This window comes from Amycolatopsis sp. WGS_07 (assembly GCF_045278895.1).
Lineage (GTDB): Bacteria > Actinomycetota > Actinomycetes > Mycobacteriales > Pseudonocardiaceae > Amycolatopsis.
The window spans coordinates 9126842-9143821 of record NZ_CP136053.1 but is presented as its reverse complement, the minus strand read 5'-3'; the positions used below and the strand labels follow the sequence as shown (position 1 = coordinate 9143821).

General features: G+C 68.9%; 18 protein-coding genes. 14 read left to right on the top strand and 4 right to left on the bottom strand.

Annotated features, from left to right (window positions below; translation table 11 throughout):
• The 9 genes from RPX00_RS42965 to RPX00_RS42925 all read left to right on the top strand — a co-directional run bounded on the left by RPX00_RS42965 (window position 1) and on the right by RPX00_RS42925 (window position 9027).
• On the top strand, window positions 1–822 hold the full coding sequence (locus tag RPX00_RS42965) for an SDR family NAD(P)-dependent oxidoreductase (protein ID WP_406634458.1): 822 nt from the start codon (window positions 1–3) through the stop codon (window positions 820–822).
• Window positions 823–841: 19 nt separating this feature from the next.
• Window positions 842–2455 carry a class I adenylate-forming enzyme family protein gene (locus tag RPX00_RS42960; RefSeq protein ID WP_406634456.1) on the top strand — a complete coding sequence of 538 codons (1614 nt, stop codon included), beginning with the start codon at window positions 842–844 and terminating at the stop codon, window positions 2453–2455.
• Entirely contained in the window at window positions 2452–3849 is a 1398-nt protein-coding gene (locus RPX00_RS42955; protein WP_406634454.1) for an acyl-CoA carboxylase subunit beta, read from the top strand. Before RPX00_RS42960 ends, RPX00_RS42955 begins: the two co-directional genes overlap by 4 nt.
• 133 nt (window positions 3850–3982) lie before the next feature.
• Complete coding sequence (locus RPX00_RS42950; RefSeq protein WP_406634452.1) at window positions 3983–4711, top strand: hypothetical protein; 729 nt, start codon at window positions 3983–3985, stop codon at window positions 4709–4711.
• A gap of 120 nt (window positions 4712–4831) precedes the next feature.
• On the top strand, window positions 4832–5380 hold the full coding sequence (locus tag RPX00_RS42945) for a MaoC family dehydratase N-terminal domain-containing protein (RefSeq protein ID WP_406634450.1): 549 nt from the start codon (window positions 4832–4834) through the stop codon (window positions 5378–5380).
• Window positions 5380–5805 carry a Zn-ribbon domain-containing OB-fold protein gene (locus tag RPX00_RS42940; RefSeq protein WP_406634448.1) on the top strand — a complete coding sequence of 142 codons (426 nt, stop codon included), beginning with the start codon at window positions 5380–5382 and terminating at the stop codon, window positions 5803–5805. Before RPX00_RS42945 ends, RPX00_RS42940 begins: the two co-directional genes overlap by 1 nt.
• Complete coding sequence (locus RPX00_RS42935; RefSeq protein ID WP_406634447.1) at window positions 5802–6185, top strand: MaoC/PaaZ C-terminal domain-containing protein; 384 nt, start codon at window positions 5802–5804, stop codon at window positions 6183–6185. The genes RPX00_RS42940 and RPX00_RS42935 overlap by 4 nt, the downstream gene beginning before the upstream one ends.
• Window positions 6182–7357, top strand: coding sequence for a lipid-transfer protein (locus RPX00_RS42930; protein WP_406634445.1), 1176 nt, complete (start codon window positions 6182–6184; stop codon window positions 7355–7357). The genes RPX00_RS42935 and RPX00_RS42930 overlap by 4 nt, the downstream gene beginning before the upstream one ends.
• Entirely contained in the window at window positions 7357–9027 is a 1671-nt protein-coding gene (locus tag RPX00_RS42925) for an AMP-binding protein (RefSeq protein ID WP_406634443.1), read from the top strand. Before RPX00_RS42930 ends, RPX00_RS42925 begins: the two co-directional genes overlap by 1 nt.
• 98 nt (window positions 9028–9125) lie before the next feature.
• On the opposite strand, the gene RPX00_RS42920 is transcribed toward RPX00_RS42925, so the two are convergent.
• Together RPX00_RS42920 and RPX00_RS42915 are read right to left on the bottom strand one after the other, a co-directional pair.
• On the bottom strand, window positions 9126–9731 hold the full coding sequence (locus tag RPX00_RS42920; protein ID WP_406634441.1) for a TetR/AcrR family transcriptional regulator: 606 nt from the start codon (window positions 9729–9731) through the stop codon (window positions 9126–9128).
• A gap of 52 nt (window positions 9732–9783) precedes the next feature.
• Window positions 9784–10380 carry a TetR/AcrR family transcriptional regulator gene (locus RPX00_RS42915; RefSeq protein WP_406634439.1) on the bottom strand — a complete coding sequence of 199 codons (597 nt, stop codon included), beginning with the start codon at window positions 10378–10380 and terminating at the stop codon, window positions 9784–9786.
• Window positions 10381–10441: 61 nt separating this feature from the next.
• On the opposite strand from RPX00_RS42915, the gene RPX00_RS42910 reads away from it, so the two are divergent.
• Window positions 10442–11317, top strand: coding sequence for an oxidoreductase (locus RPX00_RS42910; protein WP_406634437.1), 876 nt, complete (start codon window positions 10442–10444; stop codon window positions 11315–11317).
• 4 nt (window positions 11318–11321) lie between these two features.
• Here RPX00_RS42910 and RPX00_RS42905 read toward each other — a convergent pair whose 3' ends face one another.
• Complete coding sequence (locus RPX00_RS42905) at window positions 11322–12182, bottom strand: alpha/beta fold hydrolase (protein ID WP_406634435.1); 861 nt, start codon at window positions 12180–12182, stop codon at window positions 11322–11324.
• 78 nt (window positions 12183–12260) lie between these two features.
• The gene (locus tag RPX00_RS42900) at window positions 12261–12593 is read right to left on the bottom strand and encodes a VOC family protein (RefSeq protein ID WP_406634433.1); all 333 of its coding nucleotides are present in this window, start codon (window positions 12591–12593) and stop codon (window positions 12261–12263) included.
• 141 nt (window positions 12594–12734) lie between these two features.
• Between RPX00_RS42900 and RPX00_RS42895 the strand changes: the two genes are divergently transcribed.
• From RPX00_RS42895 to pntB, 4 genes are all read left to right on the top strand, one after another.
• Complete coding sequence (locus RPX00_RS42895; RefSeq protein ID WP_406634431.1) at window positions 12735–12932, top strand: hypothetical protein; 198 nt, start codon at window positions 12735–12737, stop codon at window positions 12930–12932.
• An 8-nt stretch (window positions 12933–12940) separates the two neighbouring features.
• Window positions 12941–13588, top strand: a complete 648-nt coding sequence (locus RPX00_RS42890; protein ID WP_406634429.1) for a TetR/AcrR family transcriptional regulator — start codon at window positions 12941–12943, stop codon at window positions 13586–13588.
• Between the two features lie 420 nt (window positions 13589–14008).
• Window positions 14009–15532 (top strand): Re/Si-specific NAD(P)(+) transhydrogenase subunit alpha, encoded by a 1524-nt coding sequence (locus tag RPX00_RS42885; RefSeq protein WP_406634427.1) that lies wholly within the window; start codon window positions 14009–14011, stop codon window positions 15530–15532.
• Between the two features lie 19 nt (window positions 15533–15551).
• On the top strand, window positions 15552–16970 hold the full coding sequence (pntB, locus tag RPX00_RS42880) for a Re/Si-specific NAD(P)(+) transhydrogenase subunit beta (RefSeq protein WP_406634425.1): 1419 nt from the start codon (window positions 15552–15554) through the stop codon (window positions 16968–16970).
• The last annotated feature ends 10 nt before the right edge of the window (window positions 16971–16980 follow it).

The following is a 16980-nucleotide window of genomic DNA, read 5'->3' as shown; positions in this document are numbered from 1 at the left end:
ATGTACCCGCTGAGCGGTTTCGAGGGCAAAGTCGCGGTGGTGACCGGCGCGGGCCGGATGCGCTCGATCGGCCGGGCGATCGCGGTCGAGCTGGCGAAGGCCGGTTGCGCGGTCGCGGTGACCGGCAGCGGCCGTCCGCGCGACAAGTACCCGCCGGACGAGCAGGCCGCGGGCTGGCGGGACATCGAGTCCGTGGCCGAGGAGATCCGGCAGCTCGGCGGCCAGGCCCTGCCGGTGGTGAGCGACGTCGCCGACCCGGCGCAGGTCGACGGCTTGCTGGCCGCCGTCCTCGACGCTTTCGGCCGCGTGGACATCGTCGTCAACAACGCCGCGGCCGCGCGCGGACCGGATCGCCTGCCGGTGCTGGACCTCGACGTCGAGACCTGGGACCGGGTGGTCGCGGTCAACCTGCGCGGGCCGTTCCTGATGACCAGGGCGTTCGGCAGGCGGCTCGTCGAACAGGGCGACGGCGGGGTGTTCGTGAACATCTCCTCGATCGGCGGGAAGCTGTCCGGGGCCGGCTCGGCGGCCTACTCGGCGTCGAAAGCCGCGTTGCAGTCGCTGACCTCCTCGACGGCGAAAGAGCTGGGCCAGCACGGGATCCGGGTGAACGCGCTGTGCCCCGGCGTCGTCGGCACGAGCAGGCTGGACGACGTGGACCCGGCTTCGTGGGCCGAGTACGTTCGCGCGCAGGTGCCGTTGCGGCGGGTGGGCGAGCCCGCCGACATCGCGGCCGCCGCGGTGTTCCTGGCCAGCGCCGAGGCGGGCTGGGTCACCGGGCAGTGCTGGAACGTCGACGGCGGGCAGCTGACCATCCGATGAGCACTACGGGAGGCGACCGATGACCGATCGGGACGACATCATCGCGCGGCTGACCGCGCCGGGCGCGGAGTTCGAGATCCGGCCGGAACCGGTCGCGGGCCGTCCGGCGAAGGTGTTCGCGCGGCGGCATCGGAGCCTGACCGAGCTGCTGGTGGCGTCCCGGGAGTTCGGCGACCGCGAGTATCTGGTCACTGTGGACAGTCGGCTCACCTTCGCCCGGCATTACGACCAGGTCGCCGCGCTCGCTTCGGTGCTGCGGACCGAATACGGCGTCGGACGCGGGGACCGGGTCGCGTTGTGCGCGGCGAACTGTCCGGAGTGGATAGTCGGATTCTGGGCGGCGGTGTCGCTCGGCGCGATCGCGGTCGGGATGAACTCGATGTGGGCCGGACCGGAGATCGCGCATGGCCTCGACCTGACCACGCCGAAGGTCGTGCTGACCGACGCGGCCCGGAAACCGCTGGTCGCCGGGTGCCCGGTGCTGGAGATCGGCAGCCCCGAATACCGGGAACTGCTCGCACGCCACGAAGGCACCGCGCTGAAGCCGGAGCCGGTCGACGAGGACGACCCGGCCGTCATCCTGTTCACGAGCGGCACTTCCGGGCATCCGAAGGGTGCGACGCATTCGCATCGCAACGTGCTCGCCGCAGTCTGGTTCCACCTGTTCAACGACGCGCTCGCCGCCGAGTTCGGCCGCCCGGCGAAGGACCGCCGGTTCCTGCTGGCCACGCCGCTGTTCCACATCGCCGCCCTGCACAACCTCGCCGTCGTCCGGCTCGCGGTGGGCGACACCGCCGTGCTGTACCAGGGGAAATTCGACATCCACCGGGTGCTGGACCTCGTGCAGGCCGAGCGGATCACCAACTGGGGCGCGGTCCCGACGATGCTGTCCCGCCTGGTCGAAGCCGACCTCTCCGGCTACGACCTCAGCACGCTCAAGACGGTGTCGGTCAGCAGCGCGCCGTCGACCGCCGAGCTGAAAGAGCAGCTGCGGGACGCATTGCCCGGCGCGGCCGCGTCGCTGAGCACAAACTACGGCCTCACCGAATCGTCCACCGCGGCCACCCTCGCGACTCCTGCCGAACTCCTCGCCGATCCGGACACTGCGGGCCGCCCCGTGCCGAACATGGAAGTGCAAATCCGCGACACCGAAGGCCGCCCGGTCCCGGACGGCACCGACGGCGAGATCCACCTCCGCGGCCCGCAGGTGATGCTCGGCTACTTCAACGATCCGGCGGCGACCGCGGCCGCGTTCACTGAGGACGGCTGGTTCCGCACCGGCGACCTCGGCCAGCTGCGCGACGGCGCGCTGACCGTGTTGAGCCGTCGCAGCGACCTGATTCTGCGTGGTGCGGAGAATATCTATCCGGCCGAAGTGGAGGAACAGCTCGCCGGACATCCCGGGGTCGCCGAGTGCGTTGTGGCCGGGCTGCCGGATGCGGATTATGGGCAGATCGTCGCCGCGAAGGTCGTGCTTCGTGCCGAGTCCGAAGTGGACGCTGACAGCCTGCGCGCTTACCTGGGCGACCGGCTTGCCCGGTACAAGGTGCCGACGGCGTGGTTCTTGACCCGGGATCCGTTGCCGCGCAACGCGACCGGGAAGGTGGTCCGTCGGTTGGTGCGGTGGGAGTGAACCGCGAGCAGTGGGAGCCGCTGCTCGCCGACCTGGCCGCTCGTCGCTCGGCCGCGCGCGAAACGAAGCGCCCGGACGCGCGCGACCGGATCACCGCGTTGCTCGACCCCGGCACGTTCGCGGAGATCGGCTTGCTTGCCGGAGAGCTTCCCGCGGACGGTTTCGTCGCCGGAAGCGGCAGCATCGACGGGAAGCCAGTCCTCGTTGGTGCGGAAGACTTCTCCGTCGCGGGCGGGTCGATCGGGGTCGCCGGAGCGTCCAAACGGGAGCGTCTCGCACGGCTTGCCGGGCAGGAACGCGTGCCGCTGGTGATGTTCCTGGAAGGAGTCGGACACCGGCTGTCGAACAGTCTGCACCCGCATCGCCCGGCCCCGAACGATCTCCAAGCCTTGGCGGACCTGTCCGGGAAAGTGCCGGTGGTGGCGGTGGCTGCCGGGCCGTCGGCCGGGCACAGTGCGTTGACCGCGGCGCTCGCGAGCCTCGTGGTACTGGTGCGGGGGAGCGGGCAACTGTTCTCCGCCGGTCCGCCGCTGGTGCGGGCCGCTCTTGGCGAGGAAGTGTCCAAAGAGGAACTGGGCGGTGCGGAGGTCCATGCGGTCCACAGTGGACTTGTCGACCTGGTCGCGGCTGACCTGCCCGAGGCGGTTGCTCAGGTGCGCCGCTATCTGAGCCTGCTGCCGCCGTCCGCCGTGGCAGGCGAGCAAGAACGCCGGACGGACGCGCTCCTTGACCTGATTCCGCCCCACGACCGCGTGCCCTACGACATACGGCCGGTGGTCGAGGAACTGCTCGACCGCGAGACCTGGTTCGAGCTGGGCCGCGACTTTGGCGCGTCGATGCTGACCGGGCTGGGCCGGTTTGGCGGACACGTCATCGGCGTCGTCGCGAACCAGCCGATGGTGTGCGCCGGGGCGATCGACACGGCGGCGGCGGACAAGGCGGCACGGTTCATCGAGCACGTCACGGGCTTCGGCGTGCCGCTGCTCATGCTCGCGGACAACCCGGGAATGCTCGGCGGCCGCGACCAGGAACGCGCGGGCATTCTGCGCGCCGGTGCGCGGTTTTTCCTTGCCCAGCACCGTGCCGACGTGCCGAAATTCCACGTGACGCTGCGGAAGGCATTCGGTTTCGGCAGTTCGGTGATGGGGCAGAACGCTTTCGACCGGCAGACCCTCAGCCTCGCCTTGCCCGGCGCGACACTCGGCGCGATGCCCGCGCGCGCCGGAGCCGAGACCGCCAAAGCCGATGCCGAGACCAGCCAAGCACTTGCCGAGAGCGAGGCGGCCGGGCCGTGGCGGCTCGCAAGCACGGTGACCTACGACGACGTCGTCCATCCGGGCGAGTTGCGGAATCGGCTGCTGGCGGGGCTTCGGCTCGCTCTTCCGATGCGTTAGCGAGTTTGCGGATCGAAGGACGAGTCGATTCGTCCCTCTGGCTGCTGTACGGCCGCTGTTTTCTGCGCCACCGTGAGAGGTCTTCGCTGATGAACGGTGCGGCTCGGCCACAAAAGCAGCAGGAGGAATGAGCATGCACGTGACAAAAGCACTGAAGTCATGGAGATCCGCGGTCGTGGCGGTGCTGTGCCTCAGCCCGTTCGCGCTCGCGGCGACCCCCGCCCTCGCGGCGGGAGACCGTTACGTCAACCTCCACCAATGCGTGTACACCAACGGAACTTTCCTGTACGACAATGAACTGGCCACCACTCCGAACACCGCCTTCAACACCGGGACGAACATCGCGGACACGCGCGACACCGCGCCGCGATGCGGTCCGGCGGCCAGCGGCTGGGTGGTCGACGCGGCGAACACCGCGGTGCAGCCCCTCGACCGCGTCCGCGGCCGGTTCCTGAACCTGCACCAATGCGTGTACACCAACGGCAATTTCCTTTACACCAACTTGCTGGCGACCACGCCCAACTCGCCGTTCAACACCGGAACGAATCTGTCCTACACCGCCGATTCCTCGGCAGGCTGCGGTCCGGCGGTGAGCGGATGGACGGTCGACGCGGCGAACACGGCGGTGCAATCCCTCGACCTGGCCGCCCGCCGGTTCCTGAATCTGCACCAGTGCGTGTACACCAACGGCAAATTCCTCTACACGAATACCCTCGCCACCACGCCGAACATTCCCTTCAACACCGGGACGAACGTCTCGGACACCCGCGACACCACCGTGCGATGCGGTCCCGCGGGCGGCGGCTGGAAACTGGACGGCGTGAACTCGTCCGTGCAATCCCTTGACCTAGGCACCCCCTGATGATTCCCCGGCGGGCGCCGCTGGCCGGGAGTTCCCGGATGTCCGCCCAGCGGGAGTGGCGCTTGCCGGCCCTTCCTCCTCGACCTAGCGTCCTGCCAAACGCTTGTTCAAGGAGGGGTGATGACCGGTCTCCGGACGGACTTCGCCGAGTTCACCGGCCAGCAGGCCGAGCCGCCGCGGGTGGCCCGGTACGCGGTGAACGAGGCGATGATCCGCAACTGGGTCGAGGCGGTCGGCGACCGCAATCCGGTGTACGTCGACGACGCCGCGGCGAAGGCGACCGGCCGTCCCGGCGTCATCGCGCCGCCGGCGATGTGTTCGACCTGGATCATGGCCGGGTACCGGCGCTACCGCGAGATCCAGGAGCTGCGCCGCGCGGGCGCGGTGGAGGATTTCGCGTACTCGCGGCTGATGAGCGTGCTCGACGCGGCAGGCTACACCTCGGTGGTGGCCACCGACGTCGAGCAGGAGTACGTCCGCGAGATCACCCCCGGCACGCACGTGACCTGCCATTTCACCATCGAAGCCGTCTCGGAGGCCAAACGCACCGCGCTCGGCTACGGGCACTTTGTCACGCTGCGCAAGCACTACGTGGACGAAGCGGGCGACCTGCTGGTCGACGAGCGCTTCCGGATCCTGCGGTTCCGGCCGGTCGAGCGGAGCGCGTGATGGGGGAGCACACCGCGGTCCCGCGGCTCACGATCACCCAGGACAACCAGTTCTTCTTCGCCGCCGTGCGCGAGGGACGGCTGGAGATCCAGCGCTGCACCGGCTGCGGCACCCTCCGGCATCCGCCCGGCCCGGCGTGTCCGGCGTGCCGGAGTTTCGCGTGGGACACCGTCGTCGCCAGCGGGCGCGCGGTGCTGCACAGCTGGACGGTGCTGCATCACCCGAAGGATCCCGCGTTCGACTACCCGCTCGCGGTCGGCTTGGCCGATCTGGAGGAGGGCGTCCGGCTGGTCGCGGACCTCGCCGGGATCGACCACGACCGGCTCGAAGCCGGGCTCCCGCTGCAGGTCGGCTTCAGCGAGCACGCGCACGGCGAAATCCTCCCGCAGCTTCGGCCGCGAGACCCGAAGGAGCACACCCGATGACCCTGGCTCTCGGGGATCGCCTGCCGGAGCTGGCGATCCCGTTCGACCGCACCACGATCGTAGCCACCGCGATCGCGTCGCAGGATTTCGAGGACGTGCATCACGATCCGGGCAAGGCGGTCGAGCGCGGCATGCCGGACATCTTCATCAGCATCAACGCCACGAACGGGTTCATCGACCGCTATGTCACCGACGTGTGCGGCCCGGCGACACGGATCCGTAAGGTGTCGCTGCGGCTCGGGATGCCGCTGTTTCCCGGTGACACGCTCACGTTCGCCAGCGAGGTCATCGAAGTGACCGAAGGGGCGGCGACGATCAAGGTGACCGGAAGTCACGAACGCGGCGTGCATGTGTCGGCTCGAGTGACGGTGGCGGCATGAGTTTCGCGAGGCAGGCGGCGATCGCCGGAATTGGCGCGACGGAGTTCAGCAAGAATTCCGGTCGCAGCGAATGGCAACTCGCCTGCGAATGCGTCCTGGCCGCCCTCGCCGACGCGCAGATCCCGGTCGAAGAGGTCGACGGATTCGCGTTGTTCACCATGGAAACCAATCCGGAGATCGCGGTCGCCCGTGCGCTCGGGATTCCACAGCTGAAGTTCTTCAGCCGCATTCCGCACGGCGGCGGCGGGGCTTGCGCGCCGGTACAGCAGGCGGCGCTGGCAGTCAGCTCCGGGGTCGCCGACGTGGTCGTGGTGTACCGGGCGTTCAACGAGCGTTCCGGGCACCGGTTCGGGGCCGGGCCGCCGCCGTTCGCCTACACCGCGAACACCGATCAGGAGTACCGGAACTGGATCAATCCGTACGGTCTGCTCACTCCGGCGCAGCAGGAAGCCTTTCTTGCCCGGCGGTACATGCACAAATACGGGGCGACGAGCGAGGATTTCGGCCGCGTTTCGGTGTTGTCGCGCAAACACGCGGCGGTGAACCCGAAAGCCTGGTTCCACGAACGCCCGATCACCCTCGAAGATCACCAATCGTCGCGGATGATCGCCGATCCGTTGCGGCTGCTCGATTGCTGTCAGGAAAGCGACGGCGGGCAGGCCTTGGTGATTGTGAGCGCGGAGCGGGCCCGTGACCTGCCGCATCCGCCCGCGGTGATCGCCGGGGCCGCGCAAGGCGTTGGGCCGCAACAGATTTCGATGAGCAGCTATTACCGGGACGATATCGACGAGATGCCCGAGGTTCAGTTGGTCGCCGAACAGCTGTGGGCACAGGCCGGAGTGGGCCCGGAGGGCATGGACGCCGCGATTCTGTATGACGCATTCACCCCGATGGTGTTGCTGCAGCTGGAGGAATACGGCTTCTGCGGCCGTGGCGAAGCGAAGGATTTCCTCGCCAGCGGAGCGCTCGAACTCGACGGACGGCTGCCGGTCAACACGCACGGCGGCCAGCTGGGGGAGGGCTACATCCATGGGGTCAACGGGATCGCCGAGGGCGTCCGGCTGATTCGCGGCAGCTCGGTCAACCAGCCGGCGAAGGCGCTGGAGCACGTGCTCGTCACCGGCGGATCTCCGGTGCCGCACTCCGCGATCGTGCTCGCGGCGGACCGCTGATGGAGACGTTCGCGGAGGTCGTCCGGTCCCGGCGCGGGGACTCGCACGAGGCGTTGCGGTTCGAGGGCCGGAGCTGGACGTGGGACGAAGTCGTCGGCGAGGCTGCCGTACGGGCTTCGCTGCTGCGCACCTTCGACCCGGGGCCTGGCCGGACGCAGCGGCACGTCGGGGTGCTGCTGCAGAATCTGCCGGACTTCGTGTTCTGGATTTTCGCCGCCGCGCTGACCGGCGACGTCCTGGTCGGCATCAACTCCACCCGGCGGGGCGCGGAGCTGGCGGCGGACATCAGCCACACCGACGTCGACGTGCTGCTCACCGAGCCGCTCTACGCGGCGGAGGTCGCGAGCCTCGATCTGCCGACTGTCCGCCAGGTCCTCGACGTCGAGTCCGCCGAGTACCAGGACCTGCTGGCCGAGCACGAGGGCGCGCAGGTGCCCGCGTACCTGCCGGACCCAGCGGCGATCCTCCTCCTGCTGTTCAGCTCCGGCTCCACCGGCACGCCGAAGGCGGTGATCTGCAGCAACGGCCGCCTCGGCCGGTTGACCGACGCGCTGGCCGAGCGCGTCTCCCTGCACCGCGCTTCGGTCACCTACCTGTGCCTGCCGATGTTCCACGGGCACGCGATCATGATGAACCTGGCCGCGGCGGCGAAGGTCGGCGCGACGGTCGTGCTGGTGCGGAAGTTCTCCGCGTCGCAGTTCATCCCGGACCTCCGCGCGCATGGCGTGACCTACTTCAACTACGTCGGCCGCGTGCTCAGCTACGTCGTCGCGCAGCCGGAACAGCCCACCGACGCGGACAACCGGCTGGAGGTCGCTTTCGGTTCCGAAGCCGCACCGGGCGAGTCCGCCGAATTCCGTCGTCGATTCGGCTGCGAAGTGCGGGAAGGCTACGGTTCCAGCGAAGGCGGAATCCGCATCGTGCCGGATCCGGAGGCACCGCCGAACGCGCTGGGCCGCCCCGCGCCGGGAATGCACGCGGAAATCCGCGACCAGGACAACCGGGAATGCCCGCTCGCCGAATTCGACGAGAACGGCCTGCTGCTGAACGCCGAGGAGGCGACCGGCGAGATCGTCGCGGTGGGCCGGGGCAAAACGTTCGAGGGCTACTACCGCAACCCCGCCGCGATGGCCGAACGCTGGAAGTTCGGCGGCGAAGACTTCTGGACCGGCGACCTCGGCTACCGCGACCGCGACGGCTACCTGTACTTCGCCGGCCGCGCCGCGGACTGGCTCCGCGTCGACGGCGAGAACTTCGGCACCGCCCCGGTCGAGCGGATCCTGGGCCGGTACCCGGGGTTCGCGGTGGTGCACTGCTATGGCGTCCCCGATCCGAGGACCGGGGACCTGCTGATGGCGGCTGTCGTCCCGGCGGAGGATGTCGTGTTCAATCCGGCTGAGTTCGACGAATTCCTTGGTGTGCAACCGGATCTCGGTACGAAATGGCGGCCGACGTTCGTCCGTATCCTCGACGAGGTGCCGGTGACCGGCAGCGGCAAGGTGGACAAGGCGCCGCTGCGCGCGCAGGGCTGGGAGGGCGGCCGGGTTTGGTACGCGCCGAGCCGGACCAGCCCGTACCGGCTGCTCACCGAGGAGGATCGGGGGAGGTTGCGGGCGGAGTTTGTGGTGCATGGCCGGGAGAATTCGCTGCCCGAGGCGTCCCGGCGCTGATCAGCGTGGTGGCGGTTGTCGGGTGTTTCGCGGGGTGTGGCGGGTGGAGTTTGCCGCATGGCCGGGAAAACTCGTTGCCCACGGCGTCCCGGCGCTGATCACCGCGGCGGCAGCCCCCGCGCGAGTGCGGCGAACGTCTCGCGCAGCGTCGCGGGCACGGTCTTTTCGAGGCTCTCGTCCAAAAACCGGTTCAGCACCGTGGTCATCGCCGCGATCGCCACGTCCGACACGAGTTGCGGGTACAGTTCGCCGACCTGGGTGCCGGTGCGTTCGGCGATCGCCGCGACCAGTTCGCTGGTGTCCACCCTGGCCAGCGCGGTGCGCATCTCCGGGGTGGCGCTCCACGCCTGCACCGCGCTGAGGTGCTCGGACGGCGGCTGGCCGTAGGGCACCCCGTCGATGCGCAGCGGTTCGATGAGCGCTTCGGCGAGCGCGGTCCACAGCGGTTCGTCCGCCGGGCGTTTCCGCAGCAGATCGGCGCTGAGCCGGATCCGATGGCCGTGCCGGTAGGCGACCGCGTCGTATTTCGTGGCGAAATAGTTGCTGAACGTCCGCAGCGAGACTCCGGCCCGCTCCGCGATGTCCTCGCGGACGACGTTGTCTGGACCCCTCTCGTACATCAGCGCCACGGCGGCGTCGCTCAGCGCTTTGCGCGTGTCGAGCTTCTTGCGTTCTCGCAAGCCGAGCGGTCGTTGGTCAGCCATGCCGACCACGGTATCCAATGCGGCGCGACATTCGCCGCGACTATCAGTTTCGTTATGGACGAGCCCCGCGCAGGAACTGTTCGACGGCGGTGTCCACGAGCCCGTCGAGCAATTCCGGCGGAACGAGGTCGCCGTTGCCGAGGGTCGCGATTCCGTGCATCGTCGCGAACAGCACGACGCCGATCCGCTGCGGCGGCCCGTCCTGCAGCGCGCCCTGCTCCTGGCCTTCGACGATCAGATCGTTCATCAGCCGGAACGGTGCTTCGGCGGCTTCGACGATCCGCGACGCGCCGGGGCGATGTTTGCTGGTGTACATGAGCTCGAGCAGCGCCGAGTTCTCGGTGGCGAAGCGGGTGTAGGCCGTCGCCGCCGCGCGGACGCGGGCCGGGAAGTCGTCCGCGGCTTTCAGCGCGGTGCGCAGTGCGTTGTCCAGCCGGGCGAATCCGGCTTCGGCGAGGGCGTCGAGCAACGCCTGCCGATCCGGGAAATGGCGGCGCGGCGCGGCGTGGCTGACGCCGATCTCCCTGGCCAGGTCGCGCAGCGACAGCTGGTCGGCTCCGTGCGCGCGCAGACCGCGCTCGGCCGCGTCGAGCAAGGCGGTGCGGAGGCTGCCGTGGTGATAGGGGCGGTCGGCGGGCTGGTCGGGCACCCGGACAGTCTACCAACATGTTTCCGTTGACAACATTGTTGCCGGTGCCTACTTTGAAGGCATGGACCTTCTTCCGGAAACTCAGACCGGCCGCACCGCGGTGATCACCGGTGCGAACAGCGGACTTGGCCGCGAAACCGCCGCGGTGCTGGCGGCGAAGGGCGCGCGGGTGGTGCTCGCGGTGCGGAATACGCGCAGCGGCCGCGAGGTCGCCGACCAGCTGCCCGGCGACGTCGAAGTCCGGCGGCTCGACCTCGCCGATCTGGCGTCGGTGCGCGCGTTCGCCGCGGAGTTCACCGAACCGATCGACCTGCTGATCAACAACGCCGGCATCATGATCCCGCCGCTGTCGCGCACCGCGGACGGTTTCGAAGCGCAGTTCGGCACCAACCATCTCGGCCATTTCGCGCTCACGAACCTGCTGCTGCGCCAGATCCGCGGCCGGGTGGTGACGGTCTCGTCCAACGGGCACCGGGTCGGCTCGATCGACTTCGACGACCTGAACTGGGAGCGCCGGCCGTACCGGGCGACGGCGGCCTACGGGCAGTCGAAGCTCGCGAATCTGCTGTTCACCGCCGAACTCCAGCGCCGGCTGACCGAGGCCGGTTCGCCAGTGCTCGCGACCGCCGCGCATCCTGGCGTGGCGACGACGAACCTGCTGAGGATCACCACGCCGGTGCTGTCCTCGGTCGCGAAGTTCGGCGTTCGGCTCATCGGGCAATCCCCGGCCGACGGTGCCCGGCCGACGCTTTACGCCGCGCTCGCCGACATTCCCGGCAACAGCTACGCGGGCCCGCGCCATCTCCTGCAAAGCTTCGGCGCGCCGAAACTCGTTGGCCGGTCGGCGAAAGCGCGGGACGTGGAGACTGCCCGTCGCTTGTGGACAGTCTCCGAAGAACTGACCGGCGTGCGGTTTCCGTTGACCGTTTCGGCCTGACGCGTTATTTCGCGGCCGCGCCGGTTTCGGCCAGGAACGCGGTCAGCTCCTCGGCGAGCCGTTCCGGCTGGTCCTCGGGGATCAGCGTGCCGCTGTCCGGGATCTCGACCAGCCGTCCGTCCGGGAACAGTTCGGCGAGCCGTCGCCCATGGTCGGCAGGCATCATCCGGTCCTTGCCCGCCCACACGACCAGCACCGGCCGGTCGAACGTCCGCAGCCGGTCGGTCCAGGCGAGGAGTTCGCGCCGCGGCGGGCTTCCGGTGGCGAATTTGACCAGATCCCGGCGGATTTCCTTGTCCCGCAAGGCCGGCGTGAACCAGCCGTCGAGCACGTCGTCGGGGATCCGGTTTTCGCACATCCCGCCGTACGCGGCTTTGGCGTGCCGGTAGAACCAGGTCCGGCTGATCTGGGCGTGCAGCCACGGTCCGCCGGGCAGCCGGAGCAGTTTCACCGCCGGTCGCGCGGGTTTCGGCGGAAAGTTGTCGAACGCCTCGCAGGCGACCAGCGCGAGCCGGCCGACCCGGGCGACGTGGTCCGCCGGGGCCATCCCGTCGGCGACGAGGAATTGGCCGCCGCCCCAGTCGTTGAGTACGACAGTCGCGTCGCGAAGGTCGAGGGCGGCGAGGAATTCGCCGAGCAGCCGGGCGACCCCGAACTGGGTCAGGTCCGCGTCGGGCCGCATCGGCGCGAGATGGGCGCCGAGCGGCAGCGTGGGCAGGATGCAGCGGTAGCCGTCCAGCAGGGGCACGACCTTGCGCCATTGCGTGCCAGACATCGGAAAACCGTGTCCGAACACGAGCGCCGGGCCTTCGCCGCCGGTGTCCGCGTAGTCGATCGGCCCGGCGGACAGTTCCACGCGCGGCATCGGACCTCCCTCGGTAGCGCGACTAGAGCGTTCACTCTAGTCGCGAGACTAGGCCGGGTGAGGGCGGCCGCGCAACGGTCACTTCCCGGTGAAGACCACGCGGTTCCCGTCCGGGTCGGCGAGCGGCAGGATGCGCGCGCCGCCGCCGGGCTGCGGTCCGTCGTGGACGAACCCGGCCTTCGCCGCGTGCGCGGCGGCCGCGTCGAGATCCGTCTCCTCGAGAACGACGGTCGACCGGCCCGCACGGCCGGGTTCGGACCACACCTGCAGCCCGAAAGCGTCGCCGAGATGCCATTCGAGCAAGCCCGGCATCGGCCGGGCGTCGGGACCCCGGTCGAACAGGGCGGTGTACCACTTCTCGGCCCGCTCCAGGTCGGAGACGGTGCACTGGGCGAGTACCCGGCGGATCATGACGGCCCTCCAGAGTGATTGTGGTCTGCAAGCACTCTCAGGAGACCATAAGTGCTAGCGAAGTGCAAGCACTCGTGGTCTCGGCGGCCCGAAAAAGCTGCCGCACGCAGGGAACCTGTGCTGCCGGAAGGCCGTCGTAACATGCCTGCCGACGCTGCCGTCACCGGCTATCTCGAAATGCTCAAGGCGCATCCGAAACCCACCGCGGACGACGTCAACGCCTGGGTTTCGCAGCGCGAGCAAGGCCAGGACCGCGTGCGCACCTGGTTCGCCAAGCATCCGGACGAGCACGCTGACGTACTCGAGTCGCCCCCTATTATGAGCAAAAGCTCACAATAGGGGGCGAGATGTCCGGAAAGCCACTGCGGCCGCGCAAGGAACCCCGGCAGGTGCGCGGCGAGCTGACCCGCCAGCGGATCCTCGCGGCCGCCCGGGAGGTGTTCGCTGAGCTGGGTTACGCGGCGGGCACGACGAACCGCATCGCGGAGCGGGCTCGGGTGTCGATCGGGTCGCTGTACCAGTACTACCCGAACAAGGACGCGATTCTCGTCGCGCTGGTCGCGGAGCATCTCGACGCGGGCGCGGAAACCCTTCGCCGGCACCGGGAAACCGCCGGGGAGCCGGACACGCTGGAAGGCGCGCTCCGGGAACTCGTGCACGTGGCGGTACAGAACCATCTCGACGATCCGCAGCTGCTGCGGGTGATGGTCGAGCAGGCCCCGCGCGCGCCGGAGTTGCTGGAGCAGGTCGCCCGGCGCGAGCGGGACCAGATCGCCGAGGTGCGCGGTCTGTTCGAGCGGTTCCCGGAGGCCGCCGTGTCCAATGTGGACATGGCGGCGCGGATCGTGGTGAACACCGTGGAACTGCTCGTGCACAAGCTGATCGCCGGACCCGAGCCGCTCGATCTGTCCGTGTTCGAGGACGAGCTGGTGACCATGCTGATCCGCTACGCCGCGCCGGCGGGCTCCGGGCGGAGCAGCGGGTTGCGCCGTTGAGCCGGACGACGCCGCGGCGCCGGTTGTCAAGTGGCGGACATCACTGTGGACGTCGTGATCGATCAGGCAATCGATCCCGAGATCGCCGGGGCGGCGCGGCGGCGGGCGACGAAGGTCGGGGACCGCTGGGCGGGACCGGGGCGGTTCGGGCGGGTAGTCGGCGGTTTCGCGGCCGGGACGTCGTCGCAGCGCAGGGGCCCCGGCACCTCTGGAGGCAAGGCGATAGCCCAGCGCTATGACCGTGATCTCGTCGCACCCAGCTGTCGGAAATGCGCGTCCGGTTGGCTGCCTGAGCCGGGGCGGCGTGGGAGTATCCAGCCCATCTGTACCTGAAGCGGGCGAAGTCGGACCAGGTGGCGACCCAAAACGCCGTCAGGCCCGGCCGGCGGATCTTCCGCGGACGAGCGGGAAGGAGACAGCATGCTGATCGGGGTGCTCAAGGAGGCCCAGCCGGGGGAGACGCGGGTCGCGGCGACTCCGGAAACGGTGGGCAAGCTGCGCGGGCTGGGTTACGACGTGGCGGTGGAGCCGGGCGCCGGGCTGGCGTCCGGTTTTTTCGATGAGGCGTACGCGGAGGCGGGAGCGACGTCCGGGCCGATCGCGGACGCGGACATCGTATTCGGGGTCAACGCGCCGTCGTCGGAGCAGCTGGACGCGGTGAAGTCGGGCGGGACGGTGGTGAGTCTGCTGTCTCCGGCGTTGAAGCCGGAGCTGGTGGAGGATCTGGCGAAGCGGCCGATCACGGCGCTGGCGATGGACGCGGTGCCGCGGATCAGCCGGGCGCAGTCGCTGGACGTCCTCAGCTCGATGGCGAACATCGCCGGGTATCGGGCGGTGGTCGAGGCGGCGCACACGTTCGGGCGGTTTTTCACCGGGCAGGTGACCGCGGCGGGGAAGGTCAACCCGGCCAAGGTGCTGGTGGTCGGCGCGGGGGTCGCGGGATTGGCGGCGATCGGGGCGGCGGGCAGCCTGGGGGCGATTGTGCGGGCGACGGACCCGCGGCCGGAAGTCGCCGATCAGGTGAAGAGCCTGGGCGGGGAGTATCTGTCCATCGAGGACCCGAACGCCGAGGTCTCCGCCACGGGTTACGCCAAGGAGATGGGCGACGACTACAAAGCGCGCGAGAAGGAGCTGTACGCCGCGCAGTGTCGCGAGGTCGACATCATCGTGACGACGGCGTTGATTCCGGGGCGTCCGGCGCCGCGGATCATCACCGGTGAGATGGTCGCGTCGATGAAGCCGGGCTCGGTGATCGTGGACATGGCCGCGGCGAACGGCGGCAACGTCGAGGGCTCGGTCGCCGGGGAAAGCATCGTCACCGACAACGGCGTGACGATCCTCGGCTACACCGATCTCGCGGGGCGGCTTCCGGCGCAGGCGTCGCAGCTCTACGGCACCAACTTGGTGAACTTGATGAAGCTGATGACGCCGGAGAAGGACGGCCAGTTGGTGGTCGACTTCGAGGACGTGGTGGTCCGGTCGATCACGGTCGTGAAGAACGGTGAGCTGACGTGGCCGCCACCGCCGGTGCAAGTCTCCGCCGCGCCGCAGAAACCCGCAGCGGTTGAGAAGAAGGAAGAGCCGGAGAAGCAGCCGATGTCCTCGGGCCGTCGGCTGGGGCTGGTTTTGGGCGTGGCGGCGGTGTTTCTGTTGCTGGCGGCGCTGGCTCCGGCGGCGTTGCTGCCGCATTTGACGGTGTTCGCGCTGGCGATCGTGATCGGCTACTACGTGATCGGGCACGTGCACCACGCGCTGCACACGCCGTTGATGTCGGTGACGAACGCGATTTCCGGGATCATCGTGGTGGGCGCGCTGCTGAATCTGGTCAGCGGCAACACGGTCGTGGTGGTGCTGGCGGCGGTAGCGACGTTGCTGGCGACGATCAACATCTTCGGCGGCTTCGCGGTGACGCGTCGGATGCTCGCCATGTTCTCCCGCAGCTGACCCGAGAGGCCTTCTTCAGATGACTGTGCACACTGCGAGCCAGGCCGCTTACATCGTGGCCGGGCTGTTGTTCATTCTCGCGCTGGCCGGGCTGTCCCGGCACGAAACCGCGCGGGTCGGTAACTATTTCGGCATGGCCGGGATGGTCGTCGCGCTGATCGCGACGATCGCCCAAGCCGTCAGCGGGGAGATCACCGGCACCTCTATTGCGTTGATGATCATCGCGATGGTGATCGGCGCGGGGATCGGGCTGCGCCGGGCGGCGGTGGTCGAGATGACCGGGATGCCCGAGCTGATCGCCCTGCTGCATTCGTTCGTCGGTCTCGCCGCCGTTCTGGTGGGCTGGAACGGCTACCTCCAGGTGGAATCCGACCCCACCGGCGGCGAAGCGTTGCACCTGGATTCCCTGGGCACGCTGGGGATTCACCACGCTGAGGTGTTCATCGGCGTGTTCATCGGGGCGGTGACGTTCACCGGGTCGATCGTGGCGAACCTGAAGCTGTCGGCGAAGATCAAGTCCGCGCCGTTGATGCTGCCGGGCAAGAACTTCCTGAACCTCGGCGCTTTGGTGTTGTTCGTGGCGTTCACCGCGTGGTTCGTCGCCAGCCCCGCTTTGTGGCTGCTGATCGTGGTCACCGTCCTCGCCCTCGCACTCGGCTGGCACCTGGTCGCCTCGATCGGCGGCGGGGACATGCCGGTGGTCGTGTCGATGCTGAACTCGTACTCCGGCTGGGCCGCGGCGGCGTCGGGCTTCCTGCTGGAGAACGACCTGCTGATCATCACCGGCGCGCTGGTCGGGTCCTCGGGTGCGTATCTGTCCTACATCATGTGCAAGGCGATGAACCGCTCGTTCATCTCCGTCATCGCGGGCGGGTTCGGCATCGAGGCCGGACCGAGCGGGGACAAGGATTACGGCGAGCACCGGGAAATCAACGCCGAGGGCGCGGCGGAACTGCTCACGGCCGCGTCGCGGGTGATCATCACGCCGGGCTACGGGATGGCGGTCGCTCAAGCCCAGTACGGGGTGGCGGAGCTGACTCGGAAACTGCGTGACAAGGGCATCGAGGTCCGTTTTGGCATCCACCCCGTCGCGGGACGTCTGCCGGGGCACATGAACGTCCTCCTCGCGGAAGCGAAGGTGCCGTACGACATCGTGCTGGAGCTGGACGAGATCAACGACGACTTCTCCGACACCGACGTGGTGCTGGTGATCGGCGCGAACGACACCGTCAACCCGGCCGCGGCCGAAGACCCGGGCAGCCCGATCGCGGGCATGCCGGTGCTGACGGTGTGGGAAGCGGAGAACGTGGTGGTGTTCAAGCGTTCCATGGCGTCGGGGTACGCGGGCGTGCAGAACCCGCTGTTCTTCCGGGAGAATTCGGCGATGTTGTTCGGGGACGCCAAGGACCGGGTCAACGACATCCTCGCCGCGCTGTAACCCGAAAAGG

Bases quoted from the DNA above. Each gene is read 5' to 3' on its own strand.
- pntB (WP_406634425.1), top strand. From the start codon at position 15,552: ATGACTGTGCACACTGCGAGCCAGGCCGCTTACATCGTGGCCGGGCTG.
- RPX00_RS42885 (WP_406634427.1), top strand. From the start codon at position 14,009: ATGCTGATCGGGGTGCTCAAGGAGGCCCAGCCGGGGGAGACGCGGGTC.
- RPX00_RS42930 (WP_406634445.1), top strand. From the start codon at position 6,182: ATGAGTTTCGCGAGGCAGGCGGCGATCGCCGGAATTGGCGCGACGGAG.
- RPX00_RS42905 (WP_406634435.1), bottom strand. From the start codon at position 12,182: ATGCCGCGCGTGGAACTGTCCGCCGGGCCGATCGACTACGCGGACACC.
- RPX00_RS42895 (WP_406634431.1), top strand. From the start codon at position 12,735: ATGCCTGCCGACGCTGCCGTCACCGGCTATCTCGAAATGCTCAAGGCG.
- RPX00_RS42910 (WP_406634437.1), top strand. From the start codon at position 10,442: ATGGACCTTCTTCCGGAAACTCAGACCGGCCGCACCGCGGTGATCACC.
- RPX00_RS42890 (WP_406634429.1), top strand. From the start codon at position 12,941: ATGTCCGGAAAGCCACTGCGGCCGCGCAAGGAACCCCGGCAGGTGCGC.
- RPX00_RS42940 (WP_406634448.1), top strand. From the start codon at position 5,380: ATGGGGGAGCACACCGCGGTCCCGCGGCTCACGATCACCCAGGACAAC.
- RPX00_RS42950 (WP_406634452.1), top strand. From the start codon at position 3,983: ATGCACGTGACAAAAGCACTGAAGTCATGGAGATCCGCGGTCGTGGCG.
- RPX00_RS42945 (WP_406634450.1), top strand. From the start codon at position 4,832: ATGACCGGTCTCCGGACGGACTTCGCCGAGTTCACCGGCCAGCAGGCC.
- RPX00_RS42925 (WP_406634443.1), top strand. From the start codon at position 7,357: ATGGAGACGTTCGCGGAGGTCGTCCGGTCCCGGCGCGGGGACTCGCAC.
- RPX00_RS42920 (WP_406634441.1), bottom strand. From the start codon at position 9,731: ATGGCTGACCAACGACCGCTCGGCTTGCGAGAACGCAAGAAGCTCGAC.
- RPX00_RS42935 (WP_406634447.1), top strand. From the start codon at position 5,802: ATGACCCTGGCTCTCGGGGATCGCCTGCCGGAGCTGGCGATCCCGTTC.
- RPX00_RS42960 (WP_406634456.1), top strand. From the start codon at position 842: ATGACCGATCGGGACGACATCATCGCGCGGCTGACCGCGCCGGGCGCG.
- RPX00_RS42965 (WP_406634458.1), top strand. From the start codon at position 1: ATGTACCCGCTGAGCGGTTTCGAGGGCAAAGTCGCGGTGGTGACCGGC.
- RPX00_RS42900 (WP_406634433.1), bottom strand. From the start codon at position 12,593: ATGATCCGCCGGGTACTCGCCCAGTGCACCGTCTCCGACCTGGAGCGG.